The organism is Aquabacterium sp. (assembly GCF_034003525.1).
In the GTDB taxonomy this organism is placed as follows: domain Bacteria; phylum Pseudomonadota; class Gammaproteobacteria; order Burkholderiales; family Burkholderiaceae_C; genus Aquabacterium.
Genome location: NZ_JAVEYN010000014.1, coordinates 51,814 through 78,089, shown reverse-complemented (window position 1 = coordinate 78,089; position 26,276 = coordinate 51,814). Strand labels below are relative to the sequence as shown.

The window sequence follows — 26,276 nt, the reverse complement described above, 5'->3', positions numbered from 1 at the left end:
AAACGGCGACGGGCAGAGCGGGAACAGGCCGAAGGCAGGCCAGCACGGATTGTGACAGCGACGCCCGTTTCACGCAGGGTTGAGCTTGCGCCACAGCGTCGTGCGGCTGATGCCCAGGCGCTGGCTGGCCAGGGTGCGGTCGCCGCCGCATTCGTCGAGGACGCGCTGGATTTCGGCACGCTCACGCTGGGCCTGGTGCGCCTTGAGCGAGGATGGATCTTCGGCTGAATCGGAAGGGGCCCTGTCGGCGCCAACACTGAACAGCTCGGGCGCCACGGTGCACACGAAGTCGCGGACGGCTTCGGCAGACAGAGCGTCGTCGGCCTGCGGGTCGGCGTAGGCCACCAGGCGCTCGACGAGGTTTTCGAGTTCGCGCACGTTACCGGGCCAGTGGTAGGACGGTGCCTGGGCGATCAGTGCGGCAACGATGGCTTCGGTGCGCGCGGGCTCGAGGTCGAGGCGGGTGCAGACCTTGCGATGCAAGGCGTGCACGAGTTCGGGCAGGTCGTCGAGCCGGTCGCGCAAAGGCGGCATGTCGATGCGCAGGATGTTGAGGCGGTAGAACAGGTCTTGACGGAAGCTGCCCTCTTCGACGTGGCGCAGCAGATTGCGGTGCGTGGCCGCGATCACACGGACGTTGACGGGCGTGGGCTCGGTGGCGCCGACGCGCAGCACCTCGCGCTCTTGCAGCACTCGCAGCAGGCGGGACTGCAGGGACAGCGGCATCTCGCCGACCTCGTCGAGGAAGATGGTGCCTTTGTGGGCCGCCTCGAACAGGCCGATCTTGCCCCCCCGGCGGGCGCCGGTGAAAGCCCCCTCCTCGTAGCCGAACAGCTCGCTCTCCAGCAAGGTTTCGGACACGGCCGCGCAGTTGACGGCCACGAAAGGCAGCTCGCGCCGATCGCTGGCCATGTGGATGCCTTGGGCCACCAGCTCTTTACCGGTACCGCTTTCACCCAGGATCAAGACGGTGGCCTGGCTGCGGGCGCAGCTGACGGCCATGCGCTGCACACGCTGCAAGGCGGCGCTGTGGCCCAGCAGCTGCTGCAGCTCGTAGCGGGCCGGAACCGTGTTGGGCTGGATGCGGGTGCGGATGTGGCGGTCGACCCGCTGGATGGAGATGGGATCCTGACCACTGAGCACCGCGCCGGTCAACACACCCTGCTCGACCAGCGGAATGCGGTTGACGATGAGGGCCTTGCCTTTGACGCGCTCGATCTTCTCCAGATCCTGGGTCCCGAGGCGCAAGGTGGCCTGCAGGCTGAGCTCGGGGCAGACCTCGCTGAGCTTGAGGCCCAGCCATTGCGTGGGGCTGATGCCCAGCCACTGGGCCATCGTCGGATTGAGGGTCTGGATGCGCTCCTGGGCATCGACCGCGATCACGCCATCGCTCAGTTGGGCCAGGATGGTGTTGAGGCGCTCGCGCTTGGTCAACTCGATCCGAGAGGCGCGTGCCACCTCGACCGCGTCTTCGAGCGCCTCGCGCACGGCATCCATCGAGTACAAAAAGATGCCGGTGAGGCCGAGTTGGTCAGCCATGTCCGCCGACAGACCGGAGCCGACGATGACGTCCACGCCTTCTTGCTGCAGTTCGCGCACCGCTTCCTGGGCCTCGTCTTCGGTGCGGTAGCTGCGCTGGTGCACGCCCAGGCCGAACAGGTCGTCGAACTGATGGATGTCGGGGGCCACGCCCACATAGGTGACCAAGCCGATGCGCGACGACTGGCGCTTGGCCCGCGCGAGCGCCTGCATCAAATCGAAGCCCCCCACCTTGACCACCACGACGGGCAAATCCAGGTGCTGACGCAGGTAGCCGCCATTTGAGCCGGCGGCCACCACCACGTCCACCGGCCGCTGGGCTTGCAGCGCCCGCACGCGGGCGACGGCCTCTTCAAAGCCGACGTCCAGCACCTCGACGGCGGCGCGGTCGGCGAACTCGGGCGCCAGGGCCTGCAACATCTTGTTGATGCGGCGAAAGCCGACGGCCACAATGCGTGGCGGAGTGGGCGCAGAAGGAAGGCGGGGCAAGGCGTCGGACAGCATGCTTGGCATTGTGCACGCGTTTCACGATTGAATGAAACACCATTTCAAATGCGAAACATAGGCACAGGTCACGGGCGCTGCGCATGGGTGGAAACCAGCCTGCCCCTCGTCAAATCAATGACTTACAACCCATCTCTGGCATCCTGAACACGCAGTACCCGGGCTGGCACGCACGTTGCGTTGTTACCCAGCATTCCTCGCTGACACGTTCCACTGGAGACCCCACATGGCACTCACCTCCCCCGGCGCACGCTTTCGCCAGGCCCTCAAGGACGAATCGCCGCTGCAGATCATTGGCGCCATCAACGCCAACCATGCCCTGCTGGCCAAGCGCGCGGGTTACCGCGCCATCTACCTGTCGGGTGGCGGCGTCGCCGCAGGCTCGCTGGGCTTGCCCGACCTGGGCATCAACACGATGGACGACGTGCTGATCGACGTGCGCCGCATCACCGATGTGTGCGACACGCCCCTGCTGGTTGACATCGACACCGGCTTCGGCCCCTCGGCCTTCAACATCGAGCGCACCGTCAAGAGCCTGATCAAGGCCGGCGCCGCCGCTTGCCACATTGAAGACCAGGTGGGCGCCAAGCGCTGCGGCCACCGCCCCGGCAAGGAAATCGTGACCACCGAAGAAATGGTGGACCGCGTGAAGGCCGCCGCCGATGCCAAGACCGATCCGGACTTCTTCCTGATCGCACGCACCGACGCGATCCAGGTGCACGGCGTGGACGCTGCCATCGAGCGTGCCATCAAGTGCGTGGAAGCTGGCGCCGACGGCATCTTCGCCGAAGCCGCCTACGACCTGCCCACCTACGAGAAGTTCTGCAAGGCCGTGAACGTGCCCGTGCTGGCCAACATCACCGAGTTCGGCAAGACCCCGCTGTTCAGCGTGGACGAGCTGCGCCCCACGGGCGTCGGCATGGTGCTGTACCCACTGAGCGCCTTCCGCGCCATGAACAAGGCTGCAGAAGCCGTGTACGCCGCCATCCGCCGTGACGGCCATCAAAAGAGTGTCGTGGACTTGATGCAGACTCGCGAAGAGTTGTACGACCGCATTGGCTACCACGCCTTCGAGCAAAAGCTCGACGCGCTGTTCGCTGCCAAGAAGTAAAACCCCTGTTGCCACATCTCATCTGGAGACACATCCCATGAGCGCTACCCCCGAGACGACCACCCCTGGTTTCAAGCCCAAGAAGTCTGTGGCCCTGTCTGGCACCGCCGCCGGCAACACCGCCCTGTGCACCGTGGGCCGCACGGGCAATGACCTGGCCTACCGTGGCTACGACATCCTCGACCTGGCCACCACCAGCGAGTTCGAAGAAATTGCCCACCTGCTGGTGCACGGCAAGCTGCCCACCGTGGCCGAACTGGCTGGCTACAAGGCCAAGCTGAAGGCCCTGCGCGGCCTGCCCGCCGCCGTCAAGGTCGCCCTGGAGCAACTGCCCCCCTCTTCGCACCCGATGGACGTGATGCGCACCGGCGTGTCGGTGCTGGGTTGCGTCAAGCCCGAGAAGGAAGACCACAACCACCCTGGTGCCCGCGACATCGCCGACAAGCTGATGGCCTCGCTGGGCTCGATGCTGCTGTACTGGTACCACTTCGCCTACAACGGCAAGCGCATCGAAGTCGAGACCGATGACGACTCCATCGGCGGCCACTTCCTGCACCTGCTGCATGGCGAGAAGCCCCGCGACAGCTGGGTGCGCGCGATGCACACCTCGCTGATCCTGTACGCCGAGCACGAGTTCAACGCCTCGACCTTCACCTCGCGCGTGGTGGCCGGCACGGGCTCCGACATGTACTCGGCCATCTGCGGTGGCATCGGCGCCCTGCGTGGCCCGAAGCACGGTGGCGCCAACGAAGTCGCCTTCGAAATCCAGAAGCGCTACGACAACCCGGATGAGGCCGAGGCCGACATCCGCGCCCGCGTGGAAAAGAAGGAAGTCGTGATCGGCTTCGGTCACCCCGTCTACACCGTGAGCGACCCGCGCAACGTGGTCATCAAGAAGGTGGCGGAAGACCTGTCCAAGGAACAGAGCAACATGAAGATGTACAACATCGCCGAACGTCTGGAATCGGTGATGTGGGAAATCAAGAAGATGTTCCCGAACCTGGACTGGTTCTCGGCCGTGAGCTATCACATGATGGGCGTGCCCACCGACATGTTCACCCCGCTGTTCGTGATCGCCCGCACCTCCGGCTGGTCGGCCCACGTGATCGAGCAACGCATTGACGGGAAGATCATCCGTCCGTCGGCCAACTACACCGGCCCAGAGGATCAGAAGTTCGTGCCGCTGAAGAAGCGCAAGTAATTCTGACCAGCCAGGACAAGGGCGCCACATGAGCAAAACGTGTGGCGCCTTTTGACCTTGTCGACCCCGCGTCGCCCCACCCCTCACCGCTGCCAGCCATGAACACCCAATACCGCAAGAACCTGCCCGGCACCACGCTGGACTACTTCGACACCGAAGCCGCCGTGGAAGCCATCAAGCCGGGTGCCTGGGCCACCCTGCCCTACACCTCGCGCGTGCACGCCGAAAACATCGTGCGCAAGGCCGACCCGGCCATCATCACCGAGTGCCTGACGCAGCTCATCGACCGCAAGCGCGAGCGCGACTTCCCCTGGTTCCCGGCCCGCGTGGCCTGCCACGACATCTTGGGCCAGACCGCCCTCGTGGACCTGGCCGGCCTGCGTGACGCCATCGCCAAGGAAGGCGGCGACCCGGCCAAGGTGAACCCGGTGGTGCCCGTGCAGCTGATCGTGGACCACTCGCTGGCTGTGGAGTGCGGGGGCTTCGACCCCGACGCGTTCAAGAAGAACCGCGAGATCGAAGAGCGCCGCAACGAAGACCGCTTCCACTTCATCGAGTGGACCAAGAAGGCCTTCGCCAACGTGGACGTGATCCCGGCGGGCAACGGCATCATGCACCAGATCAACCTGGAGAAGATGTCGCCGGTGATCCATGCCGACAACGGCCTGGCCTACCCCGACACCTGCGTGGGCACCGACTCGCACACCCCGCACGTGGACGCGCTGGGCGTGATCGCCATTGGCGTGGGCGGACTGGAAGCCGAGAACGTGATGCTGGGCCGCGCTTCGTGGATGCGCCTGCCTGAAATCGTCGGCGTGAAGCTGACCGGCCAACGCCAGCCTGGCATCACCGCCACCGACGTGGTGCTGGCCCTGACCGAGTTCCTGCGCAAGAACAAGGTGGTGGGTGCTTACCTCGAGTTCTACGGCGAAGGCGCTGCCAAGCTGACCATCGGTGACCGCGCCACGATCTCGAACATGGCCCCCGAGTACGGCGCCACCGCCGCCATGTTCAGCATCGACCAGCAAACCCTGGACTACCTGACGCTGACCGGCCGCGACGCCGAACAGGTCAAGCTGGTGGAGACCTATGCCAAGCAAGCCGGCCTGTGGTCGGATTCGCTCAAGAACGCCGTGTACGAACGTGACCTGACGTTCGACCTGTCGAGCGTGGTGCGCAACATGGCCGGCCCGTCCAACCCGCACGCCCGTGTCGCCACGAGCGATCTGGCGGCCAAGGGCATCGCCGGCAAGTGGGCCATGCCGGCTGCCAGCGAAGGCACGATGCCCGATGGCGCCGTGATCATCGCGGCCATCACCTCGTGCACCAACACCTCCAACCCGCGCAACGTGATCGCGGCCGCCCTGCTGGCCCGCAATGCCAACAAGCTGGGCCTGACCCGCAAGCCTTGGGTGAAGTCTTCGCTGGCCCCTGGCTCGAAGGCCGTGGAGCTGTACCTGAAGGAAGCGAACCTGCTGGGCGACCTGGAAAAGCTCGGTTTCGGCATCGTGGCCTTTGCCTGCACGACCTGCAACGGTATGTCGGGCGCGCTAGACCCGAAGATCCAGCAAGAGATCATCGACCGCGACCTGTACGCCACCGCTGTGCTGTCGGGCAACCGCAACTTCGACGGCCGCATCCACCCCTACGCCAAGCAGGCCTTCCTGGCTTCGCCGCCGCTGGTCGTGGCCTACGCGATTGCCGGCACCGTGCGCTTTGACATCGAAAACGATGTGCTGGCCGTGGTCGATGGCAAGGAAATCCGCCTGAAGGACATCTGGCCTTCGGACGACGAGATCGACGCCATCGTCAAGGCTTCGGTGAAGCCCGAGATGTTCCGCGCCGTGTACGAGCCGATGTTCGCCATCCAGGCCGACAAGGGCGAGAAGGTGTCGCCTCAGTACGACTGGCGTCCGCAGTCCACCTACATCCGTCGCCCGCCTTACTGGGACACGGAAGGGGTCGGCGCCCTGGCTGCCAACCCGCGCACGCTCAAGGGCATGCGCCCGCTGGCCATCCTGCCAGACAACATCACCACCGACCACCTGTCGCCGTCCAACGCGATCTTGATGAACTCGGCTGCCGGTGAGTACCTGCACAAAATGGGCCTGCCGGAAGAGGACTTCAACTCCTACGCCACCCACCGTGGTGACCACCTGACCGCCATGCGCGCCACCTTCGCGAACCCCACGCTGAAGAACGAGATGGTGCGCAAGGAAGATGGCTCGGTGCAGCCGGGCTCGCTGGCCCGCGTGGAACCGGAAGGCAAGGTCATGCGCATGTGGGAAGCCATCGAGACCTATCTGGACCGCAAGCAGCCGCTGATCATCGTGGCCGGCGCCGACTACGGCCAGGGCTCCTCGCGCGACTGGGCCGCCAAGGGCGTGCGCCTGGCTGGCGTGGAAGCGATTGCCGCCGAAGGCTTCGAGCGCATCCACCGCACCAACCTGATCGGCATGGGCGTGATGCCGCTGGAGTTCAAGCCGGGCACCACCCGCCTGACCCTGGGTCTGGACGGCACCGAGACCTATGACGTGGAAGGCGAACTGAAGCCGCGCGCCGACCTGACCCTGGTCATCACCCGCAAGAATGGCGAAGTGGTGAAGGTGCCGATGACCTGCCGTCTGGACACCGCCGAAGAAGTGTCGGTGTACGAAGCCGGTGGCGTGCTGCAGCGCTTCGCACAAGACTTCCTGGCTGAAAACAAGTAAGAACCGACCACCCCCGAGCGCCTTTGGCGCTCCCCCTCAAGGGGGCGCAGCCAGTGGACCGGCAAAGCCGGATCCACGGCTGCCGCTGGGTCAGGCCGGAGTGACGCAAAGCTTTGCGCGCTTCGGCACCATGTGAATTGAAGGAGCGTGTGATGGCTCATCCCGCACAAATCAAAATCCCCGCCACCTACATCCGTGGCGGCACCAGCAAGGGCGTGTTCTTCCGCCTGCAGGACCTGCCCGAGGCCTGCCAGGTGCCTGGCGCGGCCCGTGACAAGCTGTTCCTGCGCGTCATCGGCAGCCCCGATCCCTATGCCGCCCACATCGACGGCATGGGCGGGGCCACGTCGAGCACCAGCAAGTGCGTGATCCTGTCCAAGTCCAGCGTGCCCGATCACGATGTGGACTACCTTTACGGTCAGGTCTCGATCGACAAGCCCTTTGTGGACTGGTCGGGCAACTGCGGCAACCTCTCCACCGCCGCGGGCGCTTTCGCCATCCACGCGGGTCTGGTCGACCCGTCACGCATTCCGCAAAACGGCGTGGCCGTGGTACGCGTTTGGCAGGCCAACATCCAGAAGACCATCATCGCCCACGTGCCCGTGACCAACGGTCAGGTGCAGGAAACCGGTGATTTCGAACTCGACGGCGTGACCTTCCCGGCTGCCGAGATCGTGCTCGAATTCATGGATCCGTCCGATGATGGCGACGAGGGTGGCTCGATGTTCCCCACGGGCAACCTGGTTGATGACCTGGACGTGCCCGGCATCGGCACCCTCAAGGCCACGATGATCACGGCGGGCATCCCGACCGTTTTCGTCAACGCCAAGGACATTGGTTACACCGGCACCGAGTTGCGCGAGCAGATCAACACGGACGCCGAGGCGCTCAAACGCTTCGAGGCCATCCGTGTGGCCGGCGCCCTGCGCATGGGGCTGATCAAGACGCCGGAAGAGGCGGCCACCCGCCAGCACACTCCGAAGATCGCCTTCGTGGCTCCCCCCACCACCTATACAGCTTCCAGCGGCAAGACGATCGAGGCCGGTGACGTGGACCTGCTGGTGCGCGCCCTGTCGATGGGCAAGCTGCACCACGCCATGATGGGGACCTGTGCGGTCGCCATCGGCACCGCAGCCGCCATCCCCGGCACCCTGGTCAACCAGGCCGCTGGCGGCGGCGAGCGCGAAGCCGTGCGCTTCGGCCACCCCTCCGGAACCTTGCGTGTCGGCGCCCAGGCCAAGCAGGTCAACGGCCAGTGGACGGTGACCAAGGCCATCATGAGCCGCAGCGCCCGCATCCTCATGGAAGGCTGGGTGCGCGTACCAGGCGACACCTTCTGAGGCAAACCCCCTCCCAGCTTGCGCGTGGGCGGCGTACATTTGCTTGCCCCGCTCACGTGCACGAACATGGGATCGACGGCAAAATCGGCCTCTGTTCCACGTCAGCCACGCCCCACACCATGAGCACACTCACCTCTCGCCACCAACGCACCCGCACCCTGGCCCTGACGGCTGGCATGGTGTTGGGCATGGCCGCCAGCGTGCTGGCACCCCAGTTGGCCCACGCCCGGGTCACCTCAGCCAGCAAGCAGACGCTGTCCAACAACTTCACGCCCCCGCCTGAAGCCAGCGCCGAGCAGTTGCAGGCGGCCGAGCGTGTGCTGACCGGGCGCTACGCCTGTGAATTCGGCAAGTCCGTGTCCGTGGACCGCAGCGAGCGCCATGCCGGCTACTTCGACCTGAAACTGGACCGCCAGGCCTGGGTCATGAAGCCCGTGGTGTCGAGCACCGGTGCCGTGCGTCTGGAAGACGTCAAGGGCAATGCCCTGCTGATACAGATCCTGACCAAGTCCATGGTGATGGACCGCAAAGCCGGTCGTCGCCTGGTGGATGGCTGCGTGCACGATGTGCAGCGGGCCGCCGAAGCCGACCTGCGCAACAGCCCACGCCCCTCTCTGTTTGGCCCTGCCGGCAACTGATGGGGTTTTTCAGACGATGAGCGACGTGAAATTGCGTGATTTCGCGTCGATTTCGTGACATTCACCGCCGGGGTGGGCGAAAATAGCGGGCTGCACGGAAATGACCTTTCCACGCGAGCGACGCGTTTTCTGCCCCACGGCGGTGATTCTTTTTTGGAGGATCCGCATGTCGGATCCGCGTTCGATCTTCTTGCCCCTCAACACCAGGTGAACACCATGTTGCAAGCCTATCGCGAACACGTTGCCGAGCGCGCTGCCCTCGGTATCCCCCCTCTGGCCCTGTCGGCCCAGCAGACCGCTGAACTGATCGAGCTGATCAAGAACCCGCCCGCTGGCGAAGACGCGTTCCTGCTGGACCTGCTGACCCATCGCGTGCCTCCGGGCGTGGACGATGCGGCCAAGGTCAAGGCCTCCTTCCTGACCGCCGTCGCCGATGGCGAACTGAAGGTGGGTCTGATCTCGCGCGCCAAGGCCACCGAGCTGCTCGGCACCATGGTCGGCGGCTACAACGTCAAGCCACTGATCGACCTGCTGGGTGACGCAGAAGTTGGCACCATCGCCGCTGACGCGCTCAAGAAGACCCTGCTGATGTTCGACTTCTTCCACGACGTCGCCGAACTCGCCAAGGGTGGCAATGCCAACGCCAAGGCCGTGATCCAATCCTGGGCCGATGCCGAGTGGTTCACCAGCCGTCCTCCGGTCGCCAAGAAGATCACCGTGACCGTGTTCAAGGTGCCTGGCGAAACCAACACCGACGACCTGTCGCCCGCTCCCGATGCATGGAGCCGTCCTGACATCCCGATGCACTATCTGGCGATGCTCAAGAACACCCGTCCTGACGCGGCCTTCAAGCCCGAAGAAGACGGCAAGCGCGGCCCGATGCAGTTCATCGAAGACCTGAAGAAGAAGGGCAACCTGGTCGCCTACGTCGGCGACGTGGTCGGTACCGGCTCTTCGCGTAAGTCGGCCACCAACAGCGTGATCTGGGCCACCGGCGAAGACATCCCCTTCGTGCCCAACAAGCGCTTCGGCGGCGTGACCCTGGGCGGCAAGATCGCCCCCATCTTCTTCAACACGCAAGAAGACTCCGGCTCCCTGCCCATCGAAGTGGACGTGTCCAACTTCGAAATGGGTGATGTCATCGACATCTACCCTTACGAAGGCAAGATCGAGAAGAACGGCGCTGTCGCAGCCAAGTTCGAACTGAAGTCGCAAGTGCTGCTGGACGAAGTCCAGGCTGGTGGCCGCATCAACCTGATCATCGGCCGCTCGCTGACCGCCAAGGCCCGTGACTTCCTGGGTCTGCCCGCTTCCACCGCTTTCCGTCTGCCCCAGGCACCGGTCGACAGCGGCAAGGGCTTCACCCTGGCCCAGAAGATGGTCGGTCGCGCCTGCGGTCTGCCTGAAGGCAAGGGCGTGCGTCCGGGCACCTACTGCGAGCCCAAGATGACGACCGTGGGTTCGCAAGACACCACCGGCCCGATGACCCGTGACGAGCTGAAGGACTTGGCTTGCCTGGGCTTCTCGGCCGACCTGGTCATGCAATCGTTCTGCCACACCGCGGCTTATCCGAAGCCCGTGGACGTGAAGATGCACCGCGAGTTGCCCGCCTTCATCTCGAACCGCGGCGGCGTGGCCCTGCGTCCGGGCGACGGCGTGATCCACTCGTGGCTGAACCGTCTGCTGTTGCCCGACACCGTCGGCACCGGTGGCGACTCGCACACCCGCTTCCCGATCGGCATCTCCTTCCCCGCTGGTTCGGGTCTGGTCGCCTTCGGCGCCGCCACCGGCGTGATGCCGCTGGACATGCCTGAGTCGGTGCTGGTGCGCTTCAAGGGCGAAATGCAGCCTGGCGTCACCCTGCGTGACCTGGTGCATGCCATCCCCCTGTACGCCATCAAGGCGGGTCTGCTGACCGTCGCCAAGGCTGGCAAGAAGAACATCTTCTCGGGCCGCATCCTCGAAATCGAAGGTCTGCCTGACCTGAAGGTCGAGCAAGCGTTCGAACTGTCCGACGCCTCCGCCGAACGTTCCGCTGCTGGTTGCACCATCAAGCTGAACAAGGAGCCGGTGGCCGAGTACCTGAAGTCGAACATCGTTCTGATGAAGAACATGATCGCCAACGGTTACCAGGACGCCCGCACCCTGGAGCGCCGCATCAAGGCCCAGGAAGCCTGGTTGGCCAACCCCAACCTGCTGGAAGCCGACAAGGACGCCGAGTACGCTGCCGTCATCGAGATCGACCTGGCCGACATCAAGGAGCCGATCGTCTGCTGCCCGAACGACCCGGACGACGCCAAGTTCCTGTCCGAAGTCGCTGGCACCAAGATCGACGAAGCCTTCATCGGTTCGTGCATGACCAACATCGGTCACTTCCGTGCCGCCGGCAAGCTGCTGGAAGGCAAGAAGGACATCCCGGTGCGTCTGTGGGTGGCCCCGCCCACCAAGATGGACGCTGCCGAGCTGACCAAGGAAGGCTACTACAACACCTTCGGCCAAGCCGGTGCCCGCACCGAAATGCCGGGCTGCTCCCTGTGCATGGGCAACCAGGCTCAGATCAAGGAAGGCTCGACCTGTATCTCCACGTCGACCCGTAACTTCCCGAACCGTCTGGGCAAGAACACCAACGTGTTCCTGGGCTCGGCCGAGCTGACCGCCGTCGCCTCCAAGTTGGGCAAGCTGCCGACCCCGGCCGAGTACATGGCTGAAATCGGTGTCGTGGCCAAGGACGCCGGCAACGTCTACAAGTACATGAACTTCAACCAGATTGAAGAGTACGTGGAAACCGCCAAGACCGTGAAGGCCTGAGCCTTGCGTCCCTGACGCAGCGCTGAGCTGACACCCAAGCCCGCCGGGGAAACTCGGCGGGCTTTTTTGTGCCCTCATGTGAGTCAAAACCACGTCACCGCCACGACAAAGGTGTGTCCTCGGGTGCAGCAGGGCACACTTAAAGCCTGTCCACATAAGCCGGCGACGCGTTCGCCGGTACCAGGAGTCCGCCATGAAGATCCTGCTCTGCGGTGCCCGTGGCTTCGTCGGCAGCCACCTCCAAAGTGCCTTGGTGCGCGCAGGTCACGAGGTGATCGGCGGCGTGTCATCGGTGCGTCCGGGCGAGCGCGACCGCATCGCCATCGACTATGCGCACGATGTGCACGTGGCCGACTGGCTGCCGCGCGTGCGTGACATGGACGTGGTCATCAACGCAGTCGGTGTCCTGCGCAGCACGGGCAGCCGCCCCATCACCGCCGTGCACACCGACACCCCGAAGGCCTTGTTCGATGCCTGCGTCCAGACGGGCGTGCCCCGGGTCATTCAAATCTCGGCCCTGGGCATCGAGCACAGCCCCACCCAGTATGCGCAGACCAAACTGGCCGCCGAGCAGCACCTGCAGGCGCTGGTGGCGGCGGGCCGTCTGTCGGCCACCATCTTGCGGCCCAGCATCGTGTTCGGCCGAGGAGGCGCCAGCAGCGCCCTGTTTGTGAATCTGGCCCGCTTGCCGGTGGCGCTGCTGCCCGGCCCGGTGATCGATGCCCAGGTTCAGCCCGTGGCGGTGACCGACCTGGCCGACGCCGTGGTGAAACTGCTGACCCACAGCCCCCAATCTCCGGGGCCCCTGGCCTGCGTGGGGCCCGAAGCAGTTCAGTTGGGCGTGTTCATTGCCAGCCTGAGCCAGCAACTGGGGCATCGCCCGGCCAAGGTGCTGAGGCTGCCCGATGCACTGACCTCGCTCAGCGCCCTCCTGGGCGACCTGGTGTCGGCCAGCCCCTGGAGCAGCGAAGCGGTCGACCTTTTGAAGCAGCCAAATGTGGCCCCGCCTGCGCCGTTCGAGGCCGTGCTGGGCCGCTCGGGCGTGCACTACGCGCGCCTGTTGTCCGAGACCTGGCACTGAGCCCGGAGCGTCGTGCTAACGGCGGCTCACATCTCCTTGCAAAGGCCCTGCGGCGTGCGGCCATAATTCCCGCTTGCTGACTTGATGGCGCCTTGGCGCGCCGGCCTTGCTGTATGTCCGATTCCGCGACCCGCGACGGTGCCGCCTCCCGCTGGCTGCGCCGCGCCCTGTGGGCCCTGCTCGCTCTGTGCCTGGCGGGCGTGCTCGGCCTGGGTGCCACGGTCCTCGTGCTCCTGCCACAGCTGCCCGACACCAGCAGCCTGGCCAACTACCAGCCCAAGCAACCCTTGCGGGTGTACACCGCCGACGGGGTCGAGATCGGAGGCTTCGGCAACGAGAAGCGCGAGTACCTGCGCATCCAGCAGTTCCCGCAGATGATGCGCGACAGCCTGCTGGCGGTGGAAGACTCCCGTTTTTACGAGCACCCCGGCATCGACGTGATCGGTGTGCTGCGGGCCATCGTCGCCAACGCCACAGGCGGCCGCACGCAAGGGGCGTCGACCATCACCCAGCAGGTGGCACGCACCTTCTTCCTGACGCGCGAGCGCACCCTGTCGCGCAAGCTCAAGGAGGCTTTGCTGTCGCTGCGCATCGAGCAGCAGTTGAGCAAGGACCAGATCCTCGAGCTCTACATGAACCAGATCTACCTGGGCGCGCGCACCTATGGCTTTGCCGAAGCCTCGCGCACCTACTTCGGCAAGCCCATCCAGCAGCTGTCCGTCGCCGAGTGCGCGATGCTGGCCGGCCTGCCACAGAACCCGGCCTATGCCAACCCGATCAAGAGCCCCAAGCGTGCCAAGGATCGGCAGTTGGTGGTGCTCTCGCGCATGCGTGCCGAGGGCGTGATCGACGACATCGTGTACGCAGCCGCCAAGGCCGAAAAGCTCTACGTGCGCAACCCCGGCGAGATGGACGTGCACGGCGAGTACGTGGCCGAGATGGCACGCGCCCAGGTGTATGCCCAGTACGGCGAGTCCGCCTACACCAGCGGCATGAAGGTGGTGACCACGCTGCGCGCAGCCGACCAGCAAGCGGGCTGGAAGGCCGTGCGCAAGACGCTGATCGACCGCGAGTTGCGTCTGGCCTGGCGTGGCCCAGAAGCCCAGGAGGACCTGCCTGCCGACCTGAGCGATCAGGATCCGGCCATCGCCCAGTTGCTGACCGATCACGACGACGACGAGACCCTGCGTGTGGCCATCGTCACCCAGGCCAGCAGCAAGCGCGTGACGGCCGTGCTGGCCTCGGGCGACGTGGTGGTGGTGAGTGGCAAGGGGCTGAGGCAGGCGCTGCCGGGGCTGGGCGCCAAGGCACGGGCCAACCAAAGGGTGACACGCGGCTCGGTGGTGCGCCTGCTGCAGGTGGGCCAGGAGTGGGTCATCACCCAGTGGCCGCAGGCAGAAGGAGCCCTGGTGGCCATGGACCCGCACGATGGGCGCATCCGTGCGCTGGTGGGCGGCTTCGATTTTCATCGCAACCAGTTCAACCACGTGACCCAGGGCTGGCGTCAGCCGGGCTCGACCTACAAGCCTTTCCTGTACTCCGCCGCCCTCGAGAACGGCGTGATGCCCGAGACCTTGATCAACGACGCCCCACTGAGCGATGTCGGCAACTGGACACCGAGCAACGCCGATGGCAGCGCCGAAGGCCCGATCCCGCTGCACATTGCCCTGGCCAAGTCCAAAAACCTGGTCAGCATCCGCCTGGTGCAGTTGATGGGCCCCGAGGCCGCACGCCAGTGGACCGGGCACTTCGGCTTTGACGTGGACAAGCAGCCTGCCAACCTGACCTTGGCCCTGGGCTCCGGCTCGACCACGGTGATGCAGATGGCCAGCGCCTATGCGGTCATTGCCAATGGCGGCCTGTCCGTCAACCCTGTGCTGATCCAAAAGATTCAGGACGGCCAAGGCAAGGTCGTGTTCGAGGCCAAGCCGACGCCCGCCGACGAATCGCAGCGTGTGATCCCTGCCCGCAATGCTTTTGTGACGTCGACCCTGCTCAACGAAGTGGCACGCAGCGGCACCGCGGCCAAGGCCCAGGCCCAACTGCGTCGCCCCGATCTGTATGGCAAGACCGGCACAACCAATGACGTGGTGGACGCCTGGTTTGCCGGCTTCCAGCCCAACCTGGTGGCGGTCGTCTGGTTTGGCCATGACACGCCGCGCAGCCTGGGCAGCCAGGCCTCCGGTGGCTCGCTGGCCTTGCCGGCCTGGATCCAGTTCATGGGCACTGCCTTGCGCGGCGAGCCGGTGCGCAGTCTGAGTACGCCGGAAGGTGTGGTGAGCCTGCCCACCGGCTGGCGTTACAGCGAATGGGCCGAGGGGGGCTTCCTCACGGAGTTGGGCGTGGACGAGACCCCGATCGACCGCAGCCTGATCCCGACACCGCCCTTGCCCGGTGCCTCCGAGCCCGAGGGGGAAGACACACTGCGCTCGTTCATTGAGCGGTTGTTCAATTGACCGATTGACGGGGCGACAAGGCAAACTTTTTTAATTTCTGTCTTGACAGAAAGAACTGACGAGATAGACTGGCGCACATGGAACTGTCAGATGTCGCTCGTCAATTTGTGGTGCACTGGGGTGAGATGGGCTCCGCCTGGGGCGTCAACCGCACCGTGGCGCAGATCCACGCCCTCTTGTTCTTCCACGGTCGCCCGCTGCACGCGGAAGAGATCGCCGAAACCCTGGGCGTGGCCCGCTCCAACGTGAGCACCAGCCTCAAGGAGTTGCAGTCCTGGAACCTTGTGCGCATCTCGCATGTGCTGGGGGATCGCCGCGACTACTTCGACACCTCACACGACGTCTGGGCCTTGTTCAACACCATCGTGCGCGAACGCAAGGAGCGGGAGTTCGACCCCACCACCCGCCTGCTGCAGCAACTCGTGGCGCAGCCCGAGTTCGAAAACGAGAGCCCGGACGTGCAAGACCGGGTCCGCGAAACCCTGCGCTTCATGGAATCGCTGGGGTCGTGGACGGATGAGATGTTGCGCCTCTCACCCAGCACCCTGGAAAAGGTGCTGCGCATGGGAGCCAGTGTTCAGAAGTTCATCCGGGGGAGTTGATCTCCCCTTTTTTTGGCTCAATGTTTCTGTTATTACTGAAATGTCAGGCATATCATGAACCACGCACTCTACCCCTTGACGATCTACTACGACGCCTCCTGCCCTCTGTGCATGGCAGAGATGAGCAACCTGATGCTGCGCAACCGGGAGGCGAAGCTGGTGTTCGTGGATGTGTCGGCCACGCCGGAGGTGTCACCGCTGCCGGGCGTGCCGTATGCCGAGCTGATGCGATTGCTGCACGCCCGCGCCGCGGACGGGCGCGTCATCCGAGGTGTGCCAGCGCTGCATGCGGCCTACACCGGTGTCGGCCTGGGTTGGGTCACCCGCGCGACCACCTGGCCGGTGATCGGCCCCTTGGCGGACGCGCTCTACCCCTTCGTGGCCCGATACCGTCAGCGCATCCCCCGCTTTGTCGTGCGCTGGCTGTTCGAGGGGGCGTCCCGGCGGGCCGCAGAACACGCGGCCGCCCACGGCTCGTGCTCGCAAGGGCAATGCACACGGCGTTGAGCGGTCACGCCGCTCGCCCTCCAACAAGTACCCAGGAGATCAACATGCGCATCCTGCTCTGTGGCGCCACCGGCTTCATCGGTCGGCACATCCACCAGACCCTGACCCAGGCCGCTCACACCGTGATCCCGGCCTCGTCCCAGGCACGCCCCGGCGGTGTGGTGGTGGACTTCACGCAAGACACCCGGCCCGAGGCGTGGCTGCCACGCCTGCAAGGTGTGGACGCCGTGGTCAACGCCGTTGGCGTGCTGCGGGATCACGCCACGCGGCCGATGCAGGCCATCCACGCCGACACCCCGGCGGCGCTCTTCGAAGCGTGCGCGCGGGCGGGTGTGCGCCGGGTCGTGCACATCTCGGCGCTGGGGCTGGCGGGCAACCCCACCCTGTACGCCCGCAGCAAGCTGCAAGCCGAGGCACGACTGGCCGAATGGACCGCGCGGGGTGAACTGGACGGTGTCATCGTGCGCCCCAGCGTCGTCTTCGGCCGAGGCGGGGCCAGCAGCGAGTTGTTCATGATGCTGGCGCGCAGTCCGCTGTGGTGGCTACCGGCACCGGTGGTGCGCACGCGCATCCAGCCGGTGGCGGTGAACGACTTGGCGGACCTCGTGACAGCACTGGTGATCCATCCTGAGGTGCCACCATCCACCGTCTCGGCGGTCGGGCCGCAGGCGTTGACCATCGCCGCCTTCCTGCGCCTGTTGCGGCAGCGGCTAGGCCATCGCCGTGCCTGGCAGGCCACCCTGCCGGACTGGCTGACGGTGCTGAGCGCACGGCTCGGTGACCTCGTGCCCATCAGCCCGTGGTGCAGCGAAACCCTGGCCCTGTTGTCGCACGACAATGTGGCACCTTCGGGCCAGGTCACCTCACTCCTGAACCGCTCCCCCATCGCCCCCGATCTCTTTCCCTTGCAAGGGACCGCATCATGAACCCGACCCATCGCCTCAGCGCCCGCGTCTTGAGCCTCGTCTGGCTGTGGACGGGCGTGGTCAGCCTGATCGAGCTGTCGGGGCAAAGCACCGCGCTGCTGCAAGGCACATTGATCAGCGACCCCGCTTGGCAGCAAGCCGCCATCGTGGCGGGCGCGCTGCTCGACCTGGCATTGGGCGTGGCGCTGTGGTGGTGGCCTCAGCGTCGGGTTTATGACGTCGCCCTGGCCGCCATGGTGCTGATGACCGTGGTGGCCACGCTCCTGTCGCCCGCCTTGTGGCTGCACCCCTTGGGGCCGCTGCTGAAGAACCTGCCCATCGCCCTGATCTTGTGGCAACTGCGTGAAAGCTCTGCATCATGAACACCTATCTGATCGTCAAGTGGCTGCACATCCTGTCCAGCGTCCTGATGGTGGGCACGGGCTTTGGCTCGGCCTTCTACATGTTCTTCGCCAACCGCAGCGGTTCGGTCGCGGCCCAGGCGGTCGTCTCGCGTCTGGTCGTGCGGGCGGACTGGTGGTTCACCACCCCGGCTGTGATCATTCAGCCGCTGTCGGGGCTGTGGCTGGTGCAGCAAGCCGGTTGGTCGTGGACCAGCCCCTGGCTGATGCTCACCTTGGGCCTGTACGCCCTGGCGGGCATCTGCTGGGTGCCGGTGGTGCTGTTGCAGCTGGACATGGCCCGCATGGCCCAAGAGGCCGCCACCGCTGGGCACACCGCCCTGCCTGTCGCGTATTGGCAGAAGGCCGCAATGTGGGAACGCTTGGGCTACCCGGCCTTCCTCGCCATGCTGGGGGTGTACTTCCTGATGGTTTACAAGCCCACGCTCTGGGGCTGAAGCTCGCGCCACACCAGCCACAGTCGCAGATCGAACTCGTGCTGGTGGTACTGCGGCGCCATGTGGGTGCACAGGCTGTAGAAGGCCTTGTTGTGCTCGCGCTCCTTGAGGTGGGCGAGTTCGTGCACCACGATCATCTCCAGGAACTCGGGCGGCGTCTCCTTGAACAGGCTGGCGATGCGGATTTCGCGCTTGGCCTTGAGCTTGCCGCCCTGCACGCGTGACACCATGGTGTGCGTGCCCAGCGCGTGCGCGATGATCTTGATCTTGCTGTCGAAGGCGATCTTGCTGAGCGGCTCGCTGCTGCGCAGGTAGCGTTGCTTGAGGTCCATGACGTAGTCGTACAGGGCCTTGTCGGTGCGCACTTCGTGCTGATCGGGGTAGCGCCGGGCCAGCATGTCGCCCAGCTTGCCGTCATCGATCAGGCCCTGCACCTGCTGCAACAGGTGGGCCGGATAGCCGCTGAGGTATTTGAGGTGTGGCGGCGTGCTGCGGTGATGCGGCACCAGTGCGGTCACCCCGGGCGTCACCGAAGGACGGCTTTCAGGGCGCGATCTGTTCGGCATAGTCGTACAGCGCACCCAGGATGTCCTGGCCGCGCTCATCGTCGTCAGACAGGGTTTCACTCAGCGCGTCGATGCGCTCGAAGAAGGCTTGCAGCGACAGGCCGCCGCCCTGCCCTTCGTGAAGTCGTGCCACGCGCAGGGCGTGCCAGCGCGCCAGCTCGGCCTCGTTGAGGGTGTCGGGAAAGTTACGGGCGCGGTAGCGGAAGAACAGCTCGTCGAGCCGTTCGTCGACAAAGCCGGGGTGCTTGTCGGCCAGCTGCTCGCCAGAGAGCACGCGCAGGCGCTCCAGCACACGCCGGTCTTCGTTGCCGACGAAACCGCCGTAGAGGTCCTCGTCCACATCGGTGTCAAGCGAACGCTCGGGACGGGCGAAGACCTCGGCCCAGATGCCATCCATGCTCGGGCCTTGCGCGGCCGCCCATTCGGCATGCGACATCGCCTGAGACACGTCAATGCCCCATTTCTGGCACAAGGCAGGCGTCAGCACCTTGAGGTTGCCGACCACGATGGGCGACTTGTTGATGTGCACGCTCTTGAGCGGCAGACGGGTCACGCCTTCGGGCAGGTCGGCGGTCTTGGTGAACAGACGCAGGCGCAGCTCGTCGGCGCTGAGGGTGAACAACTCACGCGGATTGTGCGCGAGGTCCCACACCAGGATCTCGTTCTTGTTGCTGGGGTGCTGGGCCAGGGGCCAGACCAGGGCCATGCAACCACGCTCGTGGCTGAACATGCCGGAGATGTGCAGGAAGGGCTTCCAGTGCGAACGCGGCTGGTGCAGTCCGGCTTCAGCCAGCACGGCGTCTTTCTTGCGCAGCTTGAGACAGAAGTCCCACAGGCGCGGCTGAGCCTGTTTGAGCAGGCGGGCCAGCGCAATGGTCGCGCGCACGTCGGACAAGGCGTCGTGCGCGGCCTCGTGGCTCAGACCGTTGGCGGCAGTCAGGTGCTCCAGCTTGAAGGACGGGCGGCCGTCGTCGTGCTTGGGCCACTGGATGCCTTCGGGGCGCAGGGCCCAGGTGGTGCGCACCACGTCCAGCAGGTCCCAGCGACCGCAGCCGTTTTGCCACTCGCGGGCATAGGGGTCGATCAGGTTGCGCCAGAACAGATGGCGCGTCACCTCGTCGTCGAAGCGGATGGTGTTGTAGCCCACGCCCACGGTGTTGGGCTGGGACAGCTCCTGGGCGATGGCCTGAGCAAAGGCATGCTCCGGCACGCCCTGCTCCAGACAGGTCTGCGGCAGGATGCCGGTCAGCAGGCAGGCCTCAGGCTCGGGCAGGTAATCGGGCGCGGGGGCGCAGTACTGCATCAGCGGCTCGCCCACCTCGTTCAGGTCGGCATCGGTGCGGATACCGGCAAACTGCGAGGGGCGGTCGCGTCGCGGCACCTTGCCGAAGGTTTCGTAGTCGTGCCAGTAGAAGGTGAATTCGCCGCTCATGAACGCAGAAGAAACCAGGATCGTCAGGATGGACAAACGGCCCGCTGGACAACCAGACGGGCCGCTGCAGGGAAGGTCAGGCCAGGATCAGCGCTTGCGCACGACCACGCAGCCGACCGAGTAACCGGCACCGAAGGAGCAGATCACACCCAGGTCGCCCGCCTTCAGATCGCTCTTGTGCAGGTGGAAGGCGATGATGGAGCCGGCCGACGAGGTGTTGGCGTACTCGTCCAGAATCAGCGGTGCGACATCGGGAGTGACTTCGCCACCGGTCAGGCGCTTGACGATGAGCTGGTTCATCGACAGGTTGGCCTGGTGCAGCCAGAAGCGGCGCACGTCGGTGGGGGCCAGCTTCAGCTCGGTCAACTCGGACTCGATGTGGGCGGCGGCGATGGGCACCACTTCCTTGAAGACCTTGCGGCCTTCCTGGCGGAAGGTCTTGTCGCGGGCGGTGGGGTCGCTGTCTTCGCTGCGGTTGAGGTAGCCGAAGTTGTTGCGGATGTTGTTGGAGAACTGGGTGGCGAGCTTGGAGCCCAGCACTTCCCACTGCTCTGCGGAGGTGGCGGTGTCGGCGCGCTCAACGATGGTGGCCGTGGCCACGTCACCGAAGATGAAGTGGCAGTCGCGGTCCTTCCATTCCTGGTGGCCCGAGGTGATTTCGGGGTTGATCACCAGCACGCACTTGGCCGAGCCCGACTTGATGGCATTGACCGCCTGCTCCAGACCGAAGGTGGCGGCCGAGCAGGCCACGTTCATGTCGTAGCCATAACCCTTGGCGCCGATGGCGTTCTGGATTTCGATCGCGATGGCGGGGTAGGCACGCTGCAGGTTGGAGCACGAGCAGATCACGGCGTCGATGTCGGCACCGGTCTTGCCGGCCGCGGCCATGGCCTTCTTGGCGGCTTCCACACCAATTTCGGCGAGGATGGACAGCTCGTCATCGCCACGCGGTTGCAGGCGCGGGTACATGCGCTTCGGGTCGAGGATGCCCGACTTCTCCATCACATAGCGCTGCTTGATGCCCGACGCCTTTTCGATGAACTCGACGCTGGAGTGGGCCAGGGCCGTCAGGGTGCCGGCCTCGATCTCGGCGGCGTGCTCGGCGTTGTACTGGTCAACGTAGGCGTTGAAGGCCTCGACGAGCTCGGCGTTGGTGATGGTGTAAGGCGGCTGGTACAAACCAGTTCCGCTGATGACGACTGCGCTCATGGCACCCCGGGGACTCTAGCCAAAACCCTGGATTTTGCCACCTTTCACCTGCCGGGCCAATCCATGACAGACCTGTCATTTGGGCACCTGACACGGTCTGCGGTCTTAAAAAGGCGCCGCGCAGCCCCAGCTCGCCCTCTCGCCGGACACAGGGTGAGGCAGGCTCAAAGTCTCTGCGTGCAGGAGCAGCCGGGGCGCACGGGCCTGGCTGTCCGCATCACCGTAGAAGGGGTCGCCCAGCATCGGGTGCCCCAGCGCCAGCATGTGCACGCGCAACTGGTGCGATCGCCCGGTCACCGGCGTGAGCGCCACACGGGTCTCGTCCTTCAGCGGGTCGCGTGCCAACACCTCGAACAGCGTCTGTGAAGGTTTGCCCCGCTCGAAGCACACCATCTGGCGCGGCCGGTTCGGCCAATCGGCGATCAGCGGCAGGTTGATCTCGCCGTGGTCTGGCGCCAGCAAGCCTTTGACGACGGCCACATAACGCTTGTCCACCTGCCGGTCCTGGAACAGCACGCTCAGGGCCCGCTGCATGGCCTCGCCACGGGCGAACACCAGCAGGCCCGAGGTGGCCATGTCGAGCCGGTGCACGGTGAGCGCCTCGGGAAAGCGCTGCTGCACGCGGTGCACCATGCAGTCCTGCCGGTCCGCCCCTCGGCCGGGCACCGACAGCAGGCCCTCGGGCTTGTTGACGACGATGAGGGCCTCGTCCACATGGATCAGATCCAGCCCTTCGTCGGGCGGTGGGGTGTAGATGACCTCGCTCATGTCACGCCGTGGTGAGCCTCGTGCTCACGCCACCTGCTTGCTGACGCGCGCGGCATAACGGCGCGCCAGCACCGCGCACACGAACAGCTGCATCTGGTGGTACAGCATGATGGGCAGGATCAAGACGCCCATGGCTGCGTTGCCGCCAAAGAGCAGCTTGGCCATCGGCATGCCCGACGCCAGGGTCTTCTTCGAGCCGCAGAACACGGCCACGATCTCGTCGGGCAGGTCAAAGCCCAGCGCACGGGCCACCTTGCGGCTGAACCACAGCATCGGGAACAGGAAGACGGCCGCGCCCAACAGCGCCTGGGCCAGCAGCACCGGACCATGCTTGGTCCACAGCCCATCGGCCACCGAGTCGCTGAAAGCGGCCCACACCATCAGCACGATCACGCCGCGGTCGAAGATGGTGGTGTAGCGCTTGATGCGCGCGAAAAAGGCGCCCAGCCAAGGGCGCAGCAGATGCCCGATCACGAAGGGCAACAGCAGCATCTGCGCCACCTTCAGCATGGTCTGGCTGATGTCCATCTCCTGTCCCTGCCCGCTCATGACCAGACTGACCAGCAAAGGTGTCAGGAACACGCCCAACAGCGTGGACAAGGTGGCATTGAGCACCGCGGCCGCCACATGGCCTCGCGCCAAAGCGGTCATCGCCACCGACGAAGAGACGGTCGAGGGCAAGACCGCCAGGTAGAAGAAACCCATCAGCAGGTCGTGCGAGATCCAGCGCCCGCCCACCAGCGCCAGCACGGCCCACCAGATCGGGAAGATGACGTAGGTGCAGGCTTGCACCAGCAGATGCAGCTTCCACTTGCTGGCACCGGTCTTGAGGCTGTCGGTGGACAGGCCCATGCCATGCAGGAAGAAGAGCAGGAACACGCCGATGTCGGTCACCTGCCCCAGGTGCAAGGGGCCGTCGCTGCGGCCCCAGTCGGGCACGAAGGACGCCAGCAACACGGCACCCACCATGGCGATCAGGAACCAGTCCGCCGCACCTGCTTGCTTGTTCAATGTCTTGGACACCCGATTCAATCCTGCACACGTGGCATGGCCACCCGACCCGTATTGTCCACGGCACGCGCTTGCTGTCAGAATCGACTTCACTTTGCCCCTGCAACGTTGATCCTGATCTGGAGGAACGGTCATGGCCAAGAAAGCCCCCAAGCAGCCGGTGTCGCATGCCTTTGCGCACACGCTGAAGTCCTTCACCACCCCCTTGGGTGCATCGCTGAAGTACCACTCGCTGCCGGCGTTGGCGAAAACGCATCCGGGCATCGCGCGCCTGCCCGTCTCGATCCGCATCGTGCTGGAGTCGGTGCTGCGCAACTGCGACGGTCACAAGGTGACACCCGAACACGTCGAGAAGCTGGCCAACTGGCAACCCAATGCCCCGCGCACGGACGAGATCCCCTTCGTGGTGTCCCGTGTGGTCTTGCAGGACTTCACCGGCGTGCCCTTGCTGGCCGATCTGGCAGCGATGCGCAATGTGGCGGCCGCGCTGGGCAAGGACCCCAAATGCATCGAACCCCTGGTGCCCGTGGACCTGGTGGTGGATCACTCGGTGATGATCGACCACTTTGGCGACAAGTCCTCGCTCGACTTGAACATGAAGCTGGAGTTCCAGCGCAATGCCGAGCGCTACGAGTTCATGAAGTGGGGCATGCAGGCGTTTGACACCTTTGGGGTGGTGCCGCCAGGCTTTGGCATTGTTCACCAGGTGAACCTGGAATACCTGGCGCGCGGCGTGCACCAGACGGCCGATGGTCTGGCCTACCCCGATACCCTGGTCGGCACCGACAGCCACACCACCATGATCAACGGCATTGGCGTGGTGGGCTGGGGGGTGGGCGGCATCGAGGCCGAAGCGGCCATGCTGGGCCAACCGGTCTACCTGTTGACGCCGGACGTGGTGGGCATGGAGCTGACTGGCCGCTTGCGCGAGGGCGTGACCGCCACCGACCTGGTGTTGACGGTCACCGAGTTGCTGCGCAAGACCAAGGTGGTGGGCAAGTTCGTCGAGTTCTTTGGCGAGGGCACCCGCTCCCTGAGCGTCCCCGACCGGGCGACCATCGCCAACATGGCCCCCGAGTACGGCGCCACCATGGGCTTCTTCCCGGTCGACGAGAAAACCATCGATTACTTCAAGGGCACCGGCCGCACCAAGGCGGAGCGCCAGGCCTTCGAATGCTACTTCCGCGCACAGAAGCTGTTCGGCATCTCGGAAGCTGGCGACATCGACTACTCCAGCGTGGTCCAACTGGACCTGAGCAGCGTGACGCCGTCGCTGGCTGGCCCCAAGCGACCGCAAGACCGTGTGGAACTCGGCAAGATGGCCAGCAATTTCGCAGACTTGTTCTCGCGCTCCACGGCCGACAACGGCTTCAATCAAGCGGCTGAGAGGTTGACGCAGCGCTACCCGGTCACCAGCTCGGGGACCAACGCCTGCCTGATTCGTCCTCCCGTGCCTCATGGGGCGCCACGCGACGTCACCGAGATGGTGTCCAACCGCCCCTCCATGCGCGCCGCACCGGCCACGCCTTCTGCCGCCGCAGAGGCCCCGCCACAGGCCCACACGCTCGGCCACGGCGACATTCTGATCGCCGCCATCACGTCCTGCACCAACACCTCGAATCCCAGCGTCTTGTTGGCCGCAGGACTGCTGGCCCAGAAAGCCGTCAAGGCCGGCTTGCACGTTCAGCCGCACATCAAGACCTCGCTGGCGCCGGGCTCGCGCATCGTCACCGAGTACCTGGAGAAGGCCGGCTTGCTGCCCGATCTGGAGAAGCTGGGCTTCGCCGTGGCCGCCTATGGCTGCACCACCTGCATCGGCAACGCGGGCGACCTGACGCCCGAACTCAACGAGACCATCGTCCAGAACGACCTGGTGTGTGCGGCGGTGCTGTCGGGCAACCGCAATTTCGAGGCTCGCATCCACCCCAATCTGAAAGCCAACTTCCTGGCCAGCCCTCCGCTGGTGGTGGCCTACGCCATTGCCGGCACCGTCAACCGCGACCTGATGACCGAACCGATTGGTCGGGGCGTCGGCAAGGATGGCCAGGCTCGGGACATCTACCTGGGTGACATCTGGCCGAACAGCGACGAGGTTGCCCAGCTGCTCAAGTACGCGATGGACGGCAAGGCCTACCGCAAGAACTACGAGAAGGTCACCACCAAGCCGGGCAAGCTCTGGAAGCAGACACAGGGTGTGACCGGTCAGATCTACACCTGGCCGCAAAGCACCTACATCGCCCGTCCGCCCTTTTTCGACGGCTTCGAGCCGCAACCCAAGGCGGCCACGCTGGGCGTGCAGCGGGCCCGCATCATGGCGCTGTTCGGCGACTCGATCACCACAGACCACATCTCGCCCGCCGGCTCGATCAAGGCGGGCTCACCGGCCGGGCAGTACCTGCTGGCACAAGGCGTACAGCAAGCTGACTTCAACAGCTATGGCTCCCGCCGTGGCAACCACGAAGTGATGATGCGGGGCACGTTTGCCAATGTCCGCATCAAGAACCTGATGATCCCGCCACGTGAGGATGGCAGCCGCGAGGAAGGCGGCCTGACGCTCTTCCAGCATGAGGGCGCCTTGCAGGGCCAGAAGATGTCCATCTACGATGCGGCCATGGCCTACCAGGCCGCTGCCATCCCCACGGTCATTTTTGGGGGTGAGGAATACGGCACCGGCTCCAGCCGCGACTGGGCGGCCAAGGGCACCCAATTGCTGGGCATCCGGGCCGTGGTGGCACGCAGCTTCGAGCGCATCCACCGCTCCAACCTGGTCGGCATGGGCGTGCTGCCGCTGCAGTTCCAAGGAAACGACAGTTGGCCGTCACTGGGCTTGCGGGGTGACGAGATGATCAGCCTGGACCCAGGCGTCGAACTCAAGCCGCAGGCCGATGTCAAGATGCGCATCCAACGTGCCGACGGCACGGCCGAGACGGTCATGTTGACGCTGCGCATCGACACGCCGATCGAGGTCAGCTACTACCAGCACGGGGGCATCCTGCCCTTCGTGTTGCGACAGTTGCTGGCCTGATCA

21 protein-coding genes are annotated in these 26,276 nt (G+C 65.2%); 14 read left to right on the top strand and 7 right to left on the bottom strand.

The window, feature by feature from the left end; translation table 11 throughout:
- Positions 1-69 precede the first annotated feature (69 nt).
- On the bottom strand, positions 70-2,043 hold the full coding sequence (gene prpR, locus RBT42_RS10055) for a propionate catabolism operon regulatory protein PrpR (protein ID WP_320364700.1): 1,974 nt from the start codon (positions 2,041-2,043) through the stop codon (positions 70-72).
- Between the two features lie 226 nt (positions 2,044-2,269).
- On the opposite strand from prpR, the gene prpB reads away from it, so the two are divergent.
- The 5 genes from prpB to RBT42_RS10030 all read left to right on the top strand — a co-directional run bounded on the left by prpB (position 2,270) and on the right by RBT42_RS10030 (position 9,044).
- Positions 2,270-3,154: a methylisocitrate lyase gene (prpB, locus tag RBT42_RS10050; RefSeq protein ID WP_320364698.1), complete on the top strand. Its 885-nt coding sequence runs from the start codon at positions 2,270-2,272 to the stop codon at positions 3,152-3,154.
- A 37-nt stretch (positions 3,155-3,191) separates the two neighbouring features.
- Complete coding sequence (prpC, locus tag RBT42_RS10045) at positions 3,192-4,355, top strand: 2-methylcitrate synthase (RefSeq protein ID WP_320364696.1); 1,164 nt, start codon at positions 3,192-3,194, stop codon at positions 4,353-4,355.
- Positions 4,356-4,453: 98 nt separating this feature from the next.
- Positions 4,454-7,066: a Fe/S-dependent 2-methylisocitrate dehydratase AcnD gene (acnD, locus tag RBT42_RS10040; RefSeq protein WP_320364694.1), complete on the top strand. Its 2,613-nt coding sequence runs from the start codon at positions 4,454-4,456 to the stop codon at positions 7,064-7,066.
- Positions 7,067-7,218: 152 nt separating this feature from the next.
- Positions 7,219-8,406 carry a 2-methylaconitate cis-trans isomerase PrpF gene (prpF, locus tag RBT42_RS10035; protein WP_320364692.1) on the top strand — a complete coding sequence of 396 codons (1,188 nt, stop codon included), beginning with the start codon at positions 7,219-7,221 and terminating at the stop codon, positions 8,404-8,406.
- Between the two features lie 119 nt (positions 8,407-8,525).
- On the top strand, positions 8,526-9,044 hold the full coding sequence (locus RBT42_RS10030) for a hypothetical protein (protein WP_320364690.1): 519 nt from the start codon (positions 8,526-8,528) through the stop codon (positions 9,042-9,044).
- 9 nt (positions 9,045-9,053) lie between these two features.
- Here the strand turns inward: RBT42_RS10030 and RBT42_RS10025 are convergent, their stop codons facing one another.
- Positions 9,054-9,212, bottom strand: a complete 159-nt coding sequence (locus tag RBT42_RS10025; RefSeq protein WP_320364688.1) for a hypothetical protein — start codon at positions 9,210-9,212, stop codon at positions 9,054-9,056.
- A 48-nt stretch (positions 9,213-9,260) separates the two neighbouring features.
- On the opposite strand from RBT42_RS10025, the gene acnB reads away from it, so the two are divergent.
- The 8 genes from acnB (at position 9,261) to RBT42_RS09985 (ending at position 18,262) form a co-directional block, all read left to right on the top strand.
- A complete protein-coding gene (acnB, locus tag RBT42_RS10020) occupies positions 9,261-11,852 on the top strand; it encodes a bifunctional aconitate hydratase 2/2-methylisocitrate dehydratase (protein WP_320364687.1) in 2,592 nt (863 codons plus the stop codon).
- 193 nt (positions 11,853-12,045) lie between these two features.
- Positions 12,046-12,933: an NAD-dependent epimerase/dehydratase family protein gene (locus tag RBT42_RS10015; RefSeq protein WP_320364685.1), complete on the top strand. Its 888-nt coding sequence runs from the start codon at positions 12,046-12,048 to the stop codon at positions 12,931-12,933.
- Between the two features lie 113 nt (positions 12,934-13,046).
- Positions 13,047-15,389 (top strand): PBP1A family penicillin-binding protein, encoded by a 2,343-nt coding sequence (locus RBT42_RS10010; RefSeq protein WP_320364684.1) that lies wholly within the window; start codon positions 13,047-13,049, stop codon positions 15,387-15,389.
- 77 nt (positions 15,390-15,466) lie between these two features.
- The gene (locus tag RBT42_RS10005) at positions 15,467-15,991 is read left to right on the top strand and encodes a GbsR/MarR family transcriptional regulator (RefSeq protein WP_320364682.1); all 525 of its coding nucleotides are present in this window, start codon (positions 15,467-15,469) and stop codon (positions 15,989-15,991) included.
- A gap of 54 nt (positions 15,992-16,045) precedes the next feature.
- The gene (locus tag RBT42_RS10000) at positions 16,046-16,498 is read left to right on the top strand and encodes a DUF393 domain-containing protein (protein WP_320364680.1); all 453 of its coding nucleotides are present in this window, start codon (positions 16,046-16,048) and stop codon (positions 16,496-16,498) included.
- 44 nt (positions 16,499-16,542) lie between these two features.
- Positions 16,543-17,424 (top strand): NAD-dependent epimerase/dehydratase family protein, encoded by an 882-nt coding sequence (locus tag RBT42_RS09995; protein WP_320364678.1) that lies wholly within the window; start codon positions 16,543-16,545, stop codon positions 17,422-17,424.
- Positions 17,421-17,786: a DoxX-like family protein gene (locus tag RBT42_RS09990; RefSeq protein ID WP_320364676.1), complete on the top strand. Its 366-nt coding sequence runs from the start codon at positions 17,421-17,423 to the stop codon at positions 17,784-17,786. The genes RBT42_RS09995 and RBT42_RS09990 overlap by 4 nt, the downstream gene beginning before the upstream one ends.
- Entirely contained in the window at positions 17,783-18,262 is a 480-nt protein-coding gene (locus tag RBT42_RS09985) for a DUF2269 domain-containing protein (protein WP_320364674.1), read from the top strand. Before RBT42_RS09990 ends, RBT42_RS09985 begins: the two co-directional genes overlap by 4 nt.
- On the opposite strand, the gene RBT42_RS09980 is transcribed toward RBT42_RS09985, so the two are convergent.
- The 5 genes from RBT42_RS09980 to RBT42_RS09960 form a co-directional block, all read right to left on the bottom strand.
- Positions 18,238-18,828 (bottom strand): M48 family metallopeptidase, encoded by a 591-nt coding sequence (locus tag RBT42_RS09980; RefSeq protein WP_320364673.1) that lies wholly within the window; start codon positions 18,826-18,828, stop codon positions 18,238-18,240. The genes RBT42_RS09985 and RBT42_RS09980 overlap by 25 nt on opposite strands.
- Entirely contained in the window at positions 18,806-20,260 is a 1,455-nt protein-coding gene (gene sbcB, locus RBT42_RS09975; RefSeq protein ID WP_320364671.1) for an exodeoxyribonuclease I, read from the bottom strand. Before sbcB ends, RBT42_RS09980 begins: the two co-directional genes overlap by 23 nt.
- Before the next feature lie 87 nt (positions 20,261-20,347).
- Positions 20,348-21,469 (bottom strand): beta-ketoacyl-ACP synthase III, encoded by a 1,122-nt coding sequence (locus RBT42_RS09970; RefSeq protein WP_320364669.1) that lies wholly within the window; start codon positions 21,467-21,469, stop codon positions 20,348-20,350.
- 105 nt (positions 21,470-21,574) lie between these two features.
- Positions 21,575-22,237, bottom strand: a complete 663-nt coding sequence (locus tag RBT42_RS09965) for a pseudouridine synthase (protein ID WP_320364667.1) — start codon at positions 22,235-22,237, stop codon at positions 21,575-21,577.
- A 24-nt stretch (positions 22,238-22,261) separates the two neighbouring features.
- Positions 22,262-23,260 (bottom strand): bile acid:sodium symporter family protein, encoded by a 999-nt coding sequence (locus tag RBT42_RS09960; protein ID WP_320364664.1) that lies wholly within the window; start codon positions 23,258-23,260, stop codon positions 22,262-22,264.
- Positions 23,261-23,381: 121 nt separating this feature from the next.
- Here RBT42_RS09960 and RBT42_RS09955 point away from each other — a divergent pair, with 121 nt between their 5' ends.
- The gene (locus RBT42_RS09955) at positions 23,382-26,273 is read left to right on the top strand and encodes an aconitate hydratase (protein WP_320364662.1); all 2,892 of its coding nucleotides are present in this window, start codon (positions 23,382-23,384) and stop codon (positions 26,271-26,273) included.
- The last annotated feature ends 3 nt before the right edge of the window (positions 26,274-26,276 follow it).